At 59.0% G+C, this 13,351-nt stretch carries 12 protein-coding genes; 10 read left to right on the top strand and 2 right to left on the bottom strand.

Annotated elements, in window-relative coordinates:
- Positions 1-84: 84 nt before the first annotated feature.
- The 3 genes from KW848_RS00800 to KW848_RS00790 are packed head-to-tail and all read left to right on the top strand — an operon-like array spanning position 85 to position 3,804.
- On the top strand, positions 85-1,638 hold the full coding sequence (locus KW848_RS00800) for an efflux transporter outer membrane subunit (protein ID WP_218534723.1): 1,554 nt from the start codon (positions 85-87) through the stop codon (positions 1,636-1,638).
- Entirely contained in the window at positions 1,635-2,774 is a 1,140-nt protein-coding gene (locus tag KW848_RS00795; protein WP_218534722.1) for an HlyD family secretion protein, read from the top strand. Before KW848_RS00800 ends, KW848_RS00795 begins: the two co-directional genes overlap by 4 nt.
- A gap of 4 nt (positions 2,775-2,778) precedes the next feature.
- Positions 2,779-3,804 (top strand): DUF2955 domain-containing protein, encoded by a 1,026-nt coding sequence (locus KW848_RS00790; RefSeq protein WP_218535347.1) that lies wholly within the window; start codon positions 2,779-2,781, stop codon positions 3,802-3,804.
- Here the strand turns inward: KW848_RS00790 and KW848_RS00785 are convergent.
- Positions 3,789-4,244, bottom strand: a complete 456-nt coding sequence (locus KW848_RS00785) for a YMGG-like glycine zipper-containing protein (RefSeq protein WP_111451651.1) — start codon at positions 4,242-4,244, stop codon at positions 3,789-3,791. The genes KW848_RS00790 and KW848_RS00785 overlap by 16 nt on opposite strands.
- A gap of 228 nt (positions 4,245-4,472) precedes the next feature.
- Here KW848_RS00785 and KW848_RS00780 point away from each other — a divergent pair, with 228 nt between their 5' ends.
- From KW848_RS00780 to KW848_RS00750, 7 genes are all read left to right on the top strand, one after another.
- Positions 4,473-6,860, top strand: coding sequence for a DUF3772 domain-containing protein (locus tag KW848_RS00780; RefSeq protein WP_218534721.1), 2,388 nt, complete (start codon positions 4,473-4,475; stop codon positions 6,858-6,860).
- 214 nt (positions 6,861-7,074) lie between these two features.
- On the top strand, positions 7,075-7,851 hold the full coding sequence (locus KW848_RS00775) for an ABC transporter substrate-binding protein (RefSeq protein WP_046047038.1): 777 nt from the start codon (positions 7,075-7,077) through the stop codon (positions 7,849-7,851).
- Between the two features lie 91 nt (positions 7,852-7,942).
- Positions 7,943-8,632 carry an ABC transporter permease gene (locus tag KW848_RS00770; protein WP_218534720.1) on the top strand — a complete coding sequence of 230 codons (690 nt, stop codon included), beginning with the start codon at positions 7,943-7,945 and terminating at the stop codon, positions 8,630-8,632.
- 14 nt (positions 8,633-8,646) lie between these two features.
- Positions 8,647-9,345: an ABC transporter permease gene (locus KW848_RS00765; RefSeq protein WP_111451647.1), complete on the top strand. Its 699-nt coding sequence runs from the start codon at positions 8,647-8,649 to the stop codon at positions 9,343-9,345.
- Between the two features lie 9 nt (positions 9,346-9,354).
- Complete coding sequence (locus KW848_RS00760) at positions 9,355-10,467, top strand: succinylglutamate desuccinylase/aspartoacylase family protein (RefSeq protein WP_218534719.1); 1,113 nt, start codon at positions 9,355-9,357, stop codon at positions 10,465-10,467.
- Between the two features lie 18 nt (positions 10,468-10,485).
- A complete protein-coding gene (locus KW848_RS00755) occupies positions 10,486-11,250 on the top strand; it encodes an ABC transporter ATP-binding protein (RefSeq protein ID WP_111451645.1) in 765 nt (254 codons plus the stop codon).
- Positions 11,251-11,365: 115 nt separating this feature from the next.
- On the top strand, positions 11,366-12,286 hold the full coding sequence (locus tag KW848_RS00750) for a MurR/RpiR family transcriptional regulator (RefSeq protein WP_218534718.1): 921 nt from the start codon (positions 11,366-11,368) through the stop codon (positions 12,284-12,286).
- Positions 12,287-12,298: 12 nt separating this feature from the next.
- On the opposite strand, the gene KW848_RS00745 is transcribed toward KW848_RS00750, so the two are convergent.
- Positions 12,299-13,213 (bottom strand): helix-turn-helix domain-containing protein, encoded by a 915-nt coding sequence (locus KW848_RS00745; protein ID WP_218534717.1) that lies wholly within the window; start codon positions 13,211-13,213, stop codon positions 12,299-12,301.
- Positions 13,214-13,351: the final 138 nt, after the last annotated feature.

Here is a 13,351-nt window from a genome sequence, read left to right as displayed (position 1 = left end):
TCGATGGCGCTTAAAAAGCGTAGCAGTCATGTGCCCATTTGGACGGCTATGCTCCAGTGAACTTTGTTGGTCGGGACATGCGTAATGCATCCAGGTACAACCCTGCTGAAGTGGCCAGGCCGGCTCGTGCTGCTCGGCGTACTCGGCCTCAGTGGCTGCGTACGACTTGGGCCGGACTTCCAGCCACCCGGCGAAGATTGGGTCAAACACTGGAGCACCCCTGCCCTTGAGCAATCCAGCCAGCGGAGCCTGAACCCGGACATTCGTCAGTGGTGGCAAGTTTTTGCCGATCCGATCCTCAATCATTTGATTGCCCAGTCGGATGCAGGCAATCCCAGTCTCAAAATCGCCGGCCTGCGCATCATGGAAGCCCGCGCCCAACTCGGCATTGCTCAAAGTGGTCTTTACCCGCAACTGCAGCAAGCCAGCGTCGACAGCCTTTACTTCAACCGCAGGCAATCCGGCGGGACCAACCCGCAAGACAGCCATTTCTGGCAACACAGCGCGGGGTTCGACGTGGGTTGGGAGTTGGACTTCTGGGGCCGCTTCAGTCGCGCCATCGAGTCGTCCGATGCCAGCTACTTCGCCGCCCAAGCCAACTATGAAGACGTACTCGTACTGCTGCGCGCGCAAGTGGCCGATACTTATTTTTCGCTGCGCACCACCGAAGCTCGTTTGCGTGTCGCCCGGGAAAACGCCAAACAGCAAAAACGCAACTTCGAGATCACCGAAAAGCTCTTCAACAGTGGCCAGACTGCCGAACTCGACCTGCAACAAGCCAGAACCCAGTACTTGGGCACGTTGAGCACCATCCCCAATTTCGAAGACCAGTTGCAACGAACCCGCAATGCGTTGGCGGTGCTGATTGGTCAGCCGCCCGGCGCACTGCCACAACTGGTCGAGTACGAAGGATTGATCCCGCTGGTCGATCGTGCCGTGTTGCAAGATGTACCGGCCAACCTGCTCCTGCGTCGGCCCGACGTGCGCGCCGCCGAGCTTAACGTCGCCGCCCAGTCAGCGCTGATTGGCGTGGCCGAGAGCGACTTCTATCCGTCGCTGACCTTGCTGGGCAGCATCGTCTGGTCAACCGACACGCTCAGTGGCACACCCCGGAATCTGGATTTAATTGGCGGCCCCAGTCTGCGCTGGAATCTGTTCGATCACGGCCGGATCAGCAACAACGTGCGCGTGCAGGATGCGCGGTTGCAGCAGCTGATCGAGGCTTACCGCGACAAGGTTCGCCAGGCAGCACGCGAGGCAGACGATGCGGCCTATGGCCTGATCAAATCCCTGGAGCGCGAACGCATCCTGCGTGAGGCCGGAGTGGCGGCCAAGCGTTCGCTGGTGCTGGCCAGCGTGCAATATCGCGAAGGTTATTCGGACTTCCAGCGGGTGCTGGATGCACAACGTGCCTTGCTCGAACAACAGGACAATTACCTGGTCGCCCGCAGCAATGCCGTCAGTAATGTCATCGCCTTGTACAGGGCCATGGGCGGTGGCTGGTACAGCGCCCAGCCGAGGGTTGATCCGACCACCCGCCAACAGATGGAAAAACGCACCGACTGGGGCGATCTGCTGAAAGAACCCGCCACTGCACAGCCTGCCATTCCAATGTCTTACAAGGTAAAAGACCAATGAGTGAAACCGCCCCTTCCTCGTCCGAGCCCCCAGTCGCCCAAGCACCGGCGCCGACTGCCGACCCGGCGAAAAAAGGCATCAAATGGGTCCTGTTACTGATCCTCCTGAGCCTGACCTGGTACCTGTTGGCGGATCGTTTCACACCCTATACACAACAGGCCCGGGTGGGTGCCTTTGTGATTCCGGTTGCCTCGGAAGTGGCGGGCCGCGTGACCCGGGTGAACGTGCGCAATAACCAGGACGTCAAGGCCGGCGAAATCCTTTTCGAGGTGGACCCTCAGCCGTACCAGATTGCCGTCGACCGTGCGCGCGCCGACCTTGAATCGACCCGCCGACAGATCGGCGCAAGCACCGCCGGCATTGCCTCGGCGCAAGCCAATCTGCGCGCAGCCCAGGCCAATGAACTCAAGGCGCGTCAGGACAATCAGCGTCTTGAAGGTTTGTATCGCGAAGACCCCGGCACTATTTCCGTACGACTGCTCGAAGTGTCTCGCGCCAACCGCGAACAGGCGGTCAGCCAAGTGGCCGCTGCCCGCGCCGAAGTGCAGCGCGCGCGTGAGCAGGAAGGTGGCAGCGAGGAAGACAACGCTTTGCTGCGCAGCGCCGCCACGGCGTTGTCCAAAGCTGAACTGGATCTGTCCAACACGCAGATTCGTGCTCGCTCGGCCGGACTGATTACGGATCTGCGTACTGACGCCGGGCAATTCGCCGCTGCCGGTAGCCCGGTCATGACCCTGATCGCCATTCATGATGTGTGGATCAGTGCGGACATGACCGAGAACAACCTCGGTCTGGTGAAGCTCGACACACCGGTGTCGATTGTTCTGGATGCTCTGCCGGGCGAGGTCTTCGAGGGGCGCGTGCGCAGCGTTGGTTACGGTGTCAGCGTGGGGCAGACACCCGCGCCTGGCACCTTGCCCAGCGTGCAGAACAGCCGCGACTGGTTGCGTCCGGCCCAGCGTTTCCCGGTCATTATCGAGTTTTCGCCAGACTCATTGAACACGTTGCGTGACAGTCGGGCGATCCGTGCCGGCGGGCAGGCCGAAGTCATGGCCTTCCCCTCCGAGGGCAATCCGCTGAACCCGCTCGGCCGCGTGTTTGTGGGGTTCATGAGCTGGCTGAGCTATGCCTATTAAGGGCATGTCTACTCGGCGCACGCCGCGGGATCAACGCGCACTGCGCCTGGCCACCGGTACAGCGTTGTGCCTCACCGCCAGTTTCGGCCTGGGCTTGCCGATTCCCTTTCTGGCGCCGGTGCTTTGCCTGCTATTGCTGGCTTCGGTCAATCGCCCGCTGCCGTTCAAGGCCGGACTGGTTCTCGCACTGGCCGCCCTGTTGACCACCGGCATCGGCCTGCTATTGATCCCGGTCCTGCGTTATTACCCCATCAGCGGCGTGCTATTGATCAGCGTCGGTCTGTTCCTGGCCTTCCGCTTTGGCCTACGCGGCGGCAACACCTTGATCATGACCTTCCTGGTGATTGGCCTGACCATGATTTCCTCGGCCGGTATCGCCGAATTCGATCTGGCAGCGATGGTCATCGACGCACTGGTCAAGGGTTTGCTGCTCGCCGTTGTTGTCGTGGCGTTCAGTCATGGGTTATTCCCGGATCCACCCAACGCCCCTTCTCCGCCGCCTGCCCCACCCCTGCCGGCAGAAGAGGTCAGTCGGGTTGCGCTGCGTGCAACCCTGATCGTATTACCGGCATTCCTGCTGGCGTTGATCGACCCGGCCGGTTATTTGCCGATCATCTTGAAGGCCGTCAGCCTGGGCCAGCAAAGCTCCACGACAAACGCCCGCATCGCCGGTCGCGAACTGCTCGGCTCGACCTTGCTCGCAGGCCTGTTGGCGATCCTCTTCTGGAGCGCCCTCAGCCTGTTTGTGCATCTGTGGATGTTCTTTCTGTGGATGTTGCTGTTCGGCCTGGTGCTGGCGCGCAAGCTGTATGCCCTGAGCCCGACGCGGTTTACCCCGGGGTTTTGGCTCAATACCCTGATCACGCTGATCATCCTGTTGGGTCAGTCGGTACAGGACAGCGCAGCAGGCAAGGACGTTTACACAGCGTTCGCCATCCGCATGGGTTTGTTCATCCTCGTGACGTTGTATGCCTGCCTGATGGTTCATCTGCTCGAACAACGGCAGGAAAACGCTCAAGGATTAACCTGATACCCCTTCCCTTGCAGGCAACTGGTATAGGCCGTTGAACTGGTCGCCGCACTGGTTTTCTCTTGCGCCCGGCGTTCCTGACGCTGACGCGAACCTCCGACGACCGCGCCTGCCGCGGCGGTTTCCTTGGCGCGATTCTGACGATAGTCCTGCTTGCGGTCTTCATCGACCTGATCATAAAACTCGTCATGTTGACGTCCCCGCACCTGCGCCCCCGCAGCCCCTGCGGCAGCGCCCGCGGCGGCCCCCTTCAATCTTCCACCGGAAGGAGGCGGTGCAGTCGAAGTGCTCTGACTGGCCGCGATGTTGTGGCAATCGGTGATGTCCGCCTGGGTTTGTTGCGAACTCTGCCCTTTCATCGGCACGACCGTTTCGGCCCATCCCTGGGTCCAGGAAACCGACAGTGCGATGCACAGGCTAATGAATGACAGCCTTTTCATGATGACCTCCGACAGGGCCCGGCACTTTGCAAGCACACTGGGTCGGTAGACAGATCGCTCAATACGTCACACCTCGTGATCCTGAGCGTGGTTCAGCATAAAAGATTGTAGATCACCCCTTCTCAACCGCCCCCCTTCCCTATTCGTGGCCCGCCTCGCAGAACTATTTTTCGCGCCTGCACACGCCATGACCTAACCTGAATGGCTACAGCCGCTGGAGGCATGCCTATGCGTCCTGCATTGAAATTACTCTTATTCGTTGTGTTCGCGCTGATGGGGGCGAACATCGGCGAGCTGTCGGCGGATGAACTACCCAACACGTCTAGAAACGGTGAGGCCAGCGCCACCTCTACCGTGTCAAAAAGCGATCTGGAAGCACTGCAATTGAGGCTGGACAACCTTAAACAGCAGGTGTCACTGACCAGTAACTACACCCAGTTGATAGGCTTTCAGGACAACGTACAGTTGCTCTTCAGTGATGTGGACAAGTTGGCGGCGGTGTTACTTCCCGAGCAAACGCAATTGCAAGCGCAACTCAGTGTGCTCGGGACGTCATCCGCCACCAGCGTTACCATGGAAAAGTCCGATCTGGTGAAACAGAGGTCCTATCTCAGCGCGCAAAAAGACAAGGTGGATAACGATCTCAACATACTGCAGGCCATCAAAGAAGGTGCTGCTAACCTCATCACTCAGATTGCCAGCATTCGGCGTACCCAACTTGAAACCGAACTGGCCCAGCGCACCGCCAGCTTCCTCAACCCCCGGTTCTGGTTGCCGGTGTTTTCTCCACTGGAGGAGGATAAAAACCGTCTGAGGTTTTTGATTGACCAGTCCAACAATGTCATCCAGTCCGTCTGGCAACCCGGCCGGCGTACCGCGACCGTCACGTTGTTATTATTGGCCCTGGCCTTCTGGACGCCGGGGCGAAGACTGGCTGAACGTGGTTTGACATGGATCTGTATCCATCGAGTACCGGAAGGTCGCCTGCGCAGAAGTTCATTGGCGATAGCGACGGTAGTTGCCACGATGTTGAGCGCAGGTTGTGTAATACAGCTCATCTCCGCGGCGACTACCCGCCTTGAACCATTGCCGCAGCCCCTGCAAGGTTACTTCGACGATGTCGAGAAAGTCGCTTACGCCTGCGCCCTGATTATCGGTCTGAGTCGGGCCCTGTTGTCTAAACGCAATCCCTCATGGCGGTTACCTGGCATCGCCGATGAAGTAGCACTTGCAATAAACCCTTTTCCGGCGCTGCTGGCCGGATCAATGCTGATACTCATCTCGCTGATACAAGTCACCAATGCGACGGGTATGAGTACGCAAATGGTACTTTTCAGCCGGGGCGTGGTGTCACTCGTCGTCATCCTGATTATTGGTGCGCTATTGCTACGCGTCAGTAGAACCCGCCGAGCGATGGTCATTGCCGGGGGACACCCTGAGTCAGGTACTACGCTGGCGGGGGTGATTTACACCGGCCTCAGTATCGCCGTGTTGATCTCGATTTTTGGCCTGCTGGTCGGTTACATCTCCCTGGCCCGGTTCATCACTTACGAAGTTGTCTGGCTCTATATCGTTATTGCCAGCTTCTATTTGCTGACGCAGTTGTTCAGAGACTTGTGTGATTACCTGTTTTCGCCAAAACAACCCAGCGGCAAAGCGATCAAACAGCTGCTGGGCATCGGCGACGTTCGGCTTGAACAAATCGAGGTTGTTGTGGCGGGTATTGGCAGAGCGGCCTTACTGTTAATTGCTGTGATTACAACGTTTGTGGGGGGGATTGGAGCGACCTTTGGCCAACTGACTGACAGGGTTTCAGCAATCCTCGGCGGCGATGGCTTGCGCAAGCTGAACATCATTCCGGGCAATCTGTTGAATGCGGTCCTCGCGCTGTTGATCGGTATTTACCTGATTCGATCGCTGCGCAGATGGCTGGATAACGAGTTCCTGCCGAAAACCGATATGGACCCCGGCATGGGAGCGTCGCTGAGCACCCTGTTCAGTAATATCGGGTACGTATTGGTCATTCTGATGGCGTTGTCTTCATTGGGCGTCAAATGGACCAATCTGGCCTGGATCGTCAGTGCGTTGTCAGTGGGGATCGGCTTCGGTTTGCAGGAGATCGTCAAGAACTTCGTATCCGGGTTAATCCTGCTCACCGAGCGTCCGGTCAAGGTCGGCGACCTGATCAGCATCAGTGGGGTCGAAGGCGATATCCGGCGAATCAATGTCAGGGCCACGGAGATTCAGCTCAGTGATCGCTCGATCGTGATCGTGCCCAACTCGCAGCTTATTTCCCAGAACCTGCGCAATATAACCATGGGCGGCAGCGCCCAAGGGGTGGCCACACTCGAACTGGTGTTCCCTCTGGATATTGACCCCGAGCAAGTCAAAACCCTGCTGTACACCACCTATTGCGAACATGAAACCATCCTCGACAAACCCTCCCCCGTTGTTCGATTCAGCAATCTGAGCCCTGAAGGCATCACATTGACCATCACCGGCTATGTCAGCAGCCCAAGGATTGTCAGTACGACCAAGAGCGATCTGCTCTTTGAAATCCTGAAGCGATTGGGTGCGGCCGGCATTGAATTAGCCAAGCCTGTTCCTCCTGCGTAATACCCATCAATAGCCTGCCTGGCGCCTGAACGTGCTCGTGATCACGCGGGAGCGTTGTGAATTTGTGCGCCTTCGAGTGATACGTTTATTTTCACCGCGTTGCATTATGAAATAAAACATGTCATTTATAGCCACACAAAATCATCAGGACTGATCCACCGTGCCAGATCGGATGGCCTGTACCACCCCAACGCCCCTCCAAGGAGTCAACAATATGAACAAGACAGAACTTCTAGGTGCTCTGGCACTGTGCGCCGCAAGTTTGCTGGCACACGCCGACGAAGACAGCCTGCGCATCGGTATCGAAGCCGCCTACCCACCCTTCTCTTTCAAGACGCCAGAGGGCAACGTCAGTGGTTTCGATTACGACATCGGCAATGCCCTGTGCGAAGAAATGAAGGTCAAATGCGAGTGGGTCATCCAGGAATTCGACGGCATGATCCCATCGCTGAAAGTGCGCAAGATCGATGCCGTGCTGTCGTCGATGTCGATCACTGAAGACCGCATGAAGTCGGTCGACTTCAGCAAAAAGTACTACCACACGCCGGGCAAGTTCGCGATGAAGGCCGGCAACGTGATCAACGACCCGCTGGTTGATCTCAAGGGCAAAAAAGTCGGGGTGCAACGCTCATCGACCTACGACCGTTTTGCTACCGAGCAGCTTGAAAAAGCCGGGGTCGAAGTGGTGCGCTACGGCTCACAAAATGAAGCCTTCCTCGATCTGGCGTCGGGTCGACTGGACGCGACGCTCGCCGACATCGTCAACACCGATGAGAGCTTCATCAAAACGCCGGCAGGCAAAGGCTTCGCGCTGGTGGGACCGGACATCAGCGACCCGAAATATTTCGGCCGAGGCGCCGGGATTGCGGTGCGTAAAGGCGACAGCGTGAACGTTGCACGTCTGAGTACAGCGATCGACGCCATCCGCGCCAACGGCAAGTACCAGCAAGTGATGGCCAAGTACTTCGCGTTCGATATCTACGGCGAATAAGCCTTACCTGTAACCCTGTGGCGCCGGCCTCTTGCGGGCGCTTTTGGGCTTGTCTCGCGCGCCTTTTGGCGCACGTTTGAGGACTTTCATCATGCTTCACGGCTACGGATCGAGCATTCTCGATGGCGCCTGGCTGACCATTAACCTGGCCTTGACCTCCATGAGCATGGCGATTGCTTTGGGTCTGATCGGCGCGGCCTTTCGGTTGTCGCCGCTCAAATGGCTGGCGATGCTGGGCGAAGGGTATACCACCCTGATTCGCGGTATTCCTGACCTGGTGTTGATCCTGCTGATCTTCTACGGCGGCCAGGATCTGGTGAACCGCATCGCCCTGGCGCTCGGTTACACCCACTACATCGACATCAACCCCTTTATCGCCGGCGTCTGCACCATGGGCTTCATTTTTGGTGCCTATCTTTCGGAAACCTTTCGCGGCGCGTTCATGGCGATTCCTAAAGGTCAGGCCGAGGCCGCTGTGGCGTATGGCATGAGTGGTGGTCAGGTGTTCTGGCGGATTCTGGTGCCGCAGATGATTCGGTTCGCCATCCCGGGGTTCACCAACAATTGGTTGGTGCTGACCAAATCCACCGCGCTGATTTCGGTGATCGGCTTGCAGGACATGATGTTCAAAGCCAAGAACGCGGCGGACGCCACCCATGAGCCGTTTACGTTTTTCCTCACGGTGGCGGCGCTTTATTTGATGCTGACCAGCGTGTCATTGCTGGTGCTGCGTTACCTGGAAAAACACTACTCGGTCGGCATCAAAGCCGCCGAATTGTGATTGGGAGCAACCCCATGATTCTCGACTACAACCTGATCTGGGAAAACCTGCCGCTGTATTTCAATGGCGCCTTGTTGACCCTCAAAGTCCTGCTGATTTCCCTGGCCTTCGGCCTGGTGCTGGCGATTCCGTTGGCATTGATGCGAGTGTCCCGATCGCCCCTGATCAACGTCCCGGCGTGGCTCTACACCTACGTGATTCGCGGCACACCGATGCTGGTGCAATTGTTCCTGATCTATTACGGCCTGGCGCAGTTCGCAGCGGTACGTGAAAGCGCGCTCTGGCCGTACCTGTCCAGCGCAACCTTTTGTGCCTGCCTGGCCTTTGCGATCAACACCAGTGCCTATAGCGCGGAACTGCTGGCCGGCAGTTTGAAGGCCACGGCCCACGGTGAGATCGAAGCCGCCAAGGCCATGGGCATGTCGCGCTTGACCCTGTACCGCCGCATTCTGCTGCCCTCGGCCTTGCGCCGGGCCTTGCCGCAGTACAGCAACGAAGTGCTGATGATGCTGCAAACCACCAGCCTGGCATCGATTGTCACCCTGGTGGACATCACCGGGGCCGCGCGTACGGTCAGTGCGCGGTTCTATCTGCCGTTCGAGGCGTTCATCACGGCCGGCCTCATTTACCTGGCCCTGACCTTCATTCTGGTTCGCCTGTTCAAGCTGGCCGAGCGTCGCTGGCTGGCGTACCTGGCACCGCGCAAGCACTAAGGAGCTGTTATGGAGCACATTGAATACCTGTTGCCGTGGAGTGCTTCGGGCACTGAACGGAAACTGTCGCTGTTTCGTTTTGGCAGCGGATCGCGCAAGGCCTACATTCAGGCGTCCCTGCATGCCGACGAGTTGCCGGGGATGCGCGTGGCGGTTGAACTCAAACGACGTCTGCGGGTGCTGGAAGAACAAGGTCGCCTGAACGGCGTGATCGAGTTAGTGCCGATGGCCAATCCGATTGGCATCGCCCAGATGTTCCAGGCGACCCATCAGGGGCGCTTCGAGTTTTCCAGCGGGAAGAATTTCAATCGGGATTTCCCGGAGCTGACCGAAGCCGTGGCGGCGCAGGTGAAAGACCACCTGGGCGACAATGCCGACGTCAACACTGCACAGATCCGTCGGGCCATGGCCGATGTCCTCGCCGACATGCCACCACCGATGTCGGAACTCGATGGCTTGCGCCGCCTGTTGCTGCAACATGCCTGTGACGCCGATGTAGTGCTGGACCTGCACTGCGATTTCGAGTCGATCATGCTGCTTTACGCCATGCCGCAAAATTGGCCGCGATTGCGTTCGTTGGCCGCTCGACTCGGTGCCGGCGCCGCGCTGCTGGCCGAGGGTGCGGGCGGCAGTGCCTTCGATGAGGCCTGTGCGATCCCTTGGTTGCGCTTGGCTGAGCTGTTTCCCGAAGCCGATATTCCGCTGGCCTGCGTGGCCACCACCATCGAGTTGCGCGGCATGGCCGACACCGAACGCGAACAATGTGTCGATAGCGCCGAGGCTATTCTTGGCTATCTCGCCGAACAAGGCCTGATCAGCGGTGACTGGCCAGCAGTGCCACCGACCTGTTGTGAAGCGACCCCATTCGCCGGCGCGCAGTACGCCTATGCGCCGCACCCGGGGGTAGTGAGTTTTCTGCAACCGCTGGGTGCCAGGGTCAGGGTGGGCGATCCGCTGTTCGAAGTGCTGGATCCGCTGACCGATCGCCACAGTATCGTGCGCGCCAGCACCGACGGCACCCTCTATGCCCGAGAACGCCTGCGCTTTGCCCAGCCCGGTTTGTGGCTGGCCAAAGTCGCCGGCACCCGTCTTATTCGCCAGGGTCGCTTGCTCAGCGACTGATTCCAGAGAATAAAAACCATGTACAAACTAGAAGTTCAGGATCTACACAAAAGCTATGGCAGCCACCACGTGCTCAAGGGCGTGTCCCTGGAAGCGAAGGCCGGTGATGTGATCAGCCTCATCGGCTCCAGCGGCTCGGGCAAAAGCACCTTCTTGCGCTGCATCAACCTGCTGGAGCAGCCCAACGCCGGCAACATCGTGCTCAACGGCGAACAATTGAAACTGGTGACCAACAAACTCGGCGGGCTCAAGGCCGCCGAACCCAAGCAGCTACAACGCATGCGTTCACGGCTGTCGATGGTGTTTCAGCACTTCAACCTGTGGTCGCACATGAGCGCCCTTGAAAACGTCATGGAAGCCCCGGTGCATGTGCTTGGCATGGGCAAGAAAGAGGCCCGGGAAAAGGCCGAGCACTACCTGAACAAAGTCGGCGTGGCGCACCGGATGGACGCCTGGCCAGCCCATATGTCCGGCGGCGAGCAGCAGCGTGTGGCGATTGCCCGGGCGCTGGCGATGGAGCCGGAAGTGATGTTGTTCGATGAGCCGACCTCGGCACTCGACCCCGAACTGGTCGGCGAAGTGCTCAAAGTCATGCAGGACCTCGCCCTCGAAGGCCGCACCATGGTGGTCGTGACCCACGAAATGGGCTTTGCCCGCGAGGTTTCCAATCAACTGGTGTTCCTGCACAAAGGGCAGGTCGAAGAACGTGGCGACCCGCGCGAAGTGCTGGTCAACCCGCAATCCGAACGCCTCCAACAGTTTCTTGCCGGGAGCTTGAAGTAATCCGCCCAGCTTAACTGACTGACATTACCGACTCTTGGCAGCGCTGCACACCGAGGGTCGGCTTCGGATACACTCCCGCCAGCTTTATCAACCCTCAGGAAATGTTGAGCCGGATATGCCGACCCCATCGAACAACACCACGGTCTATGCCGCACCGGTTATGCGCAAACTGGCGGAGATCGTTGGCGATTTGCAGCCGTCCCTGCGCAAGGTGGCGGACTTTATCCTGCGTCACCCGCTGCGGGCCGCGACGCTGACCATCGAGGAGATGGCCCACGAAACATCCACCTCGCCAGCCGCGGTCAACCGCTTGGCCAAGGCCCTGAACCTGGGTGGCTACACCGGCATGAAAGCCGAACTCGTCGCGACATTGCAGCAAATGGTGTCGCCGGTCGACAAACTGCGCAACGAACTGGCACATCGTCCTGGCGGCGCGTTTGGCCTGCATGAGCAAATCCAAAGCGCCAGCAGCAACCTCGCGACGGCGGCGACCAACAACCACGCAGACACCTTTGAAGCGTTCGTGACCCGCCTGACCCAGGCGCGCAAAATCTACATCCTGGGTTTTGGCAACAGCGTGTACTTCGCCGGCCTCGCCGCCTCGACCCTGATGCCCTTCTGCGCCGACGCCACCGCCATCAGCATGGAGGGCGGCAACGAAAACGCCGCTTACCGTCTGGCCGCGATTACCGATCAGGATGTGTTGCTGGCGATCTCCCTGCCGCGCTATTCCCTCGACACCCTGCAACTCGCCCGTTTCGCCAATGAACGGGGTGCCACGGTGTTGGCAATCACCGATTCACCCGCCTCGCCGCTCACCAGCATTGCCGAACACGTGCTGTTTGCTCCCGCCGACCATCCGGTATTGACCAGTTCCAACATCGCGGTGCTCGCCTTGATCGAAGGCTTGGTGGCGGGCGTGATGGCGCGCAATAAAGAAGCCGTCAAACTGGCGACCGAACTGACCGAAAGCGTGATGGCTTACCTGCACATGCCGGGTAACAGCAAATCGGCGAAAGCCACAAAGCCGCGCTGACGTATCCCCGACTTACCCGCGACCTGTTGCGGTGCGGGCGAGCGTCTGACTGGGAAGTTCGTTGAACAACGCGCGATAACTGCTGGAAAATCGCCCTAAATGCCAGAACGACCAGTGCATCGCCACTTCAGCAACGGTGGTGTCCATCGCTGTGCGGCTGAGCAACTCGCGGCGTGCGCTGTTGAGTCGGCGCAAGCGCAGCCAATGGGTCGGGGTCATCCCGGTATAAGCCTTGAACGCATGCTGCAACTGACGCAGTGAAACCCCGGCAATTTGCGAAAGCTCCAGCAGATTCAGGGTGTCTTCCGGGGCGTCCGCCGCCCACTCACCGATGCGTTTCATCACCGCACGCTCTTCGGCGCGGCGCTGTAACCCTCCGCGATCAAGGCAAACACACGCGTTGTCGAGGATGTACAGGCAGTCTTCGAGCAACTGCTGAGTCAACGCCTCCTTGCTCGGCGGATCGAGGGTCTGCGCCAGTCGGGTCAGCGTCCCGCTGAGCCAGCGACTGAACAATGCATTCTGCCCCGAGTTCAGCGGCGCCATGAACAGGCCTTCGAGCCTGTCCACGTTCAATCCGTGACGCTGCACGAACGCCGGACCGAACACCACGGCAATTTCCTGGTAGTTCTCCGGGGTGATCCAGATGTTGCGACTTTCGCCATTCAACACGTACAGCGCGTTGTCGCTGCGATCGAAACAGAACGCCAGCGAACCTTCGGGCGCGCTGAAATTCTGCTCGACCCGGGTGTTCATCTGTTCCTCGTAAATCTCCACACCTTGCAGGTCCAGGTAGCGCACGCGCCCGGCGAAATGCCCCGGTGACATTTGTTGGTAATGCTGGACCCAACCCGGTGTGACGCGGATTTGCTCGGCGACATCGGCGGTGTCGAACGCTTGGACTTGCAGGGGGTTGCACGTTGTCATGGGTGACCTTACGCACTCGTTTGGTGCGTTTTGGTGCTGCTGAAAGTGGATAGATGGAACGTCAAGGCTCGCCCAAGATAGTCGTCAACGCGCCACAGGGGAAGTGTGTGGTGGATGAAACCAGCCTCCCCGGCGTTA

The sequence above is a fragment of the Pseudomonas sp. PDM25 genome, assembly GCF_019219045.1.
Lineage (GTDB): Bacteria > Pseudomonadota > Gammaproteobacteria > Pseudomonadales > Pseudomonadaceae > Aquipseudomonas.
This window is presented reverse-complemented; position numbering and strand designations above follow the sequence as displayed.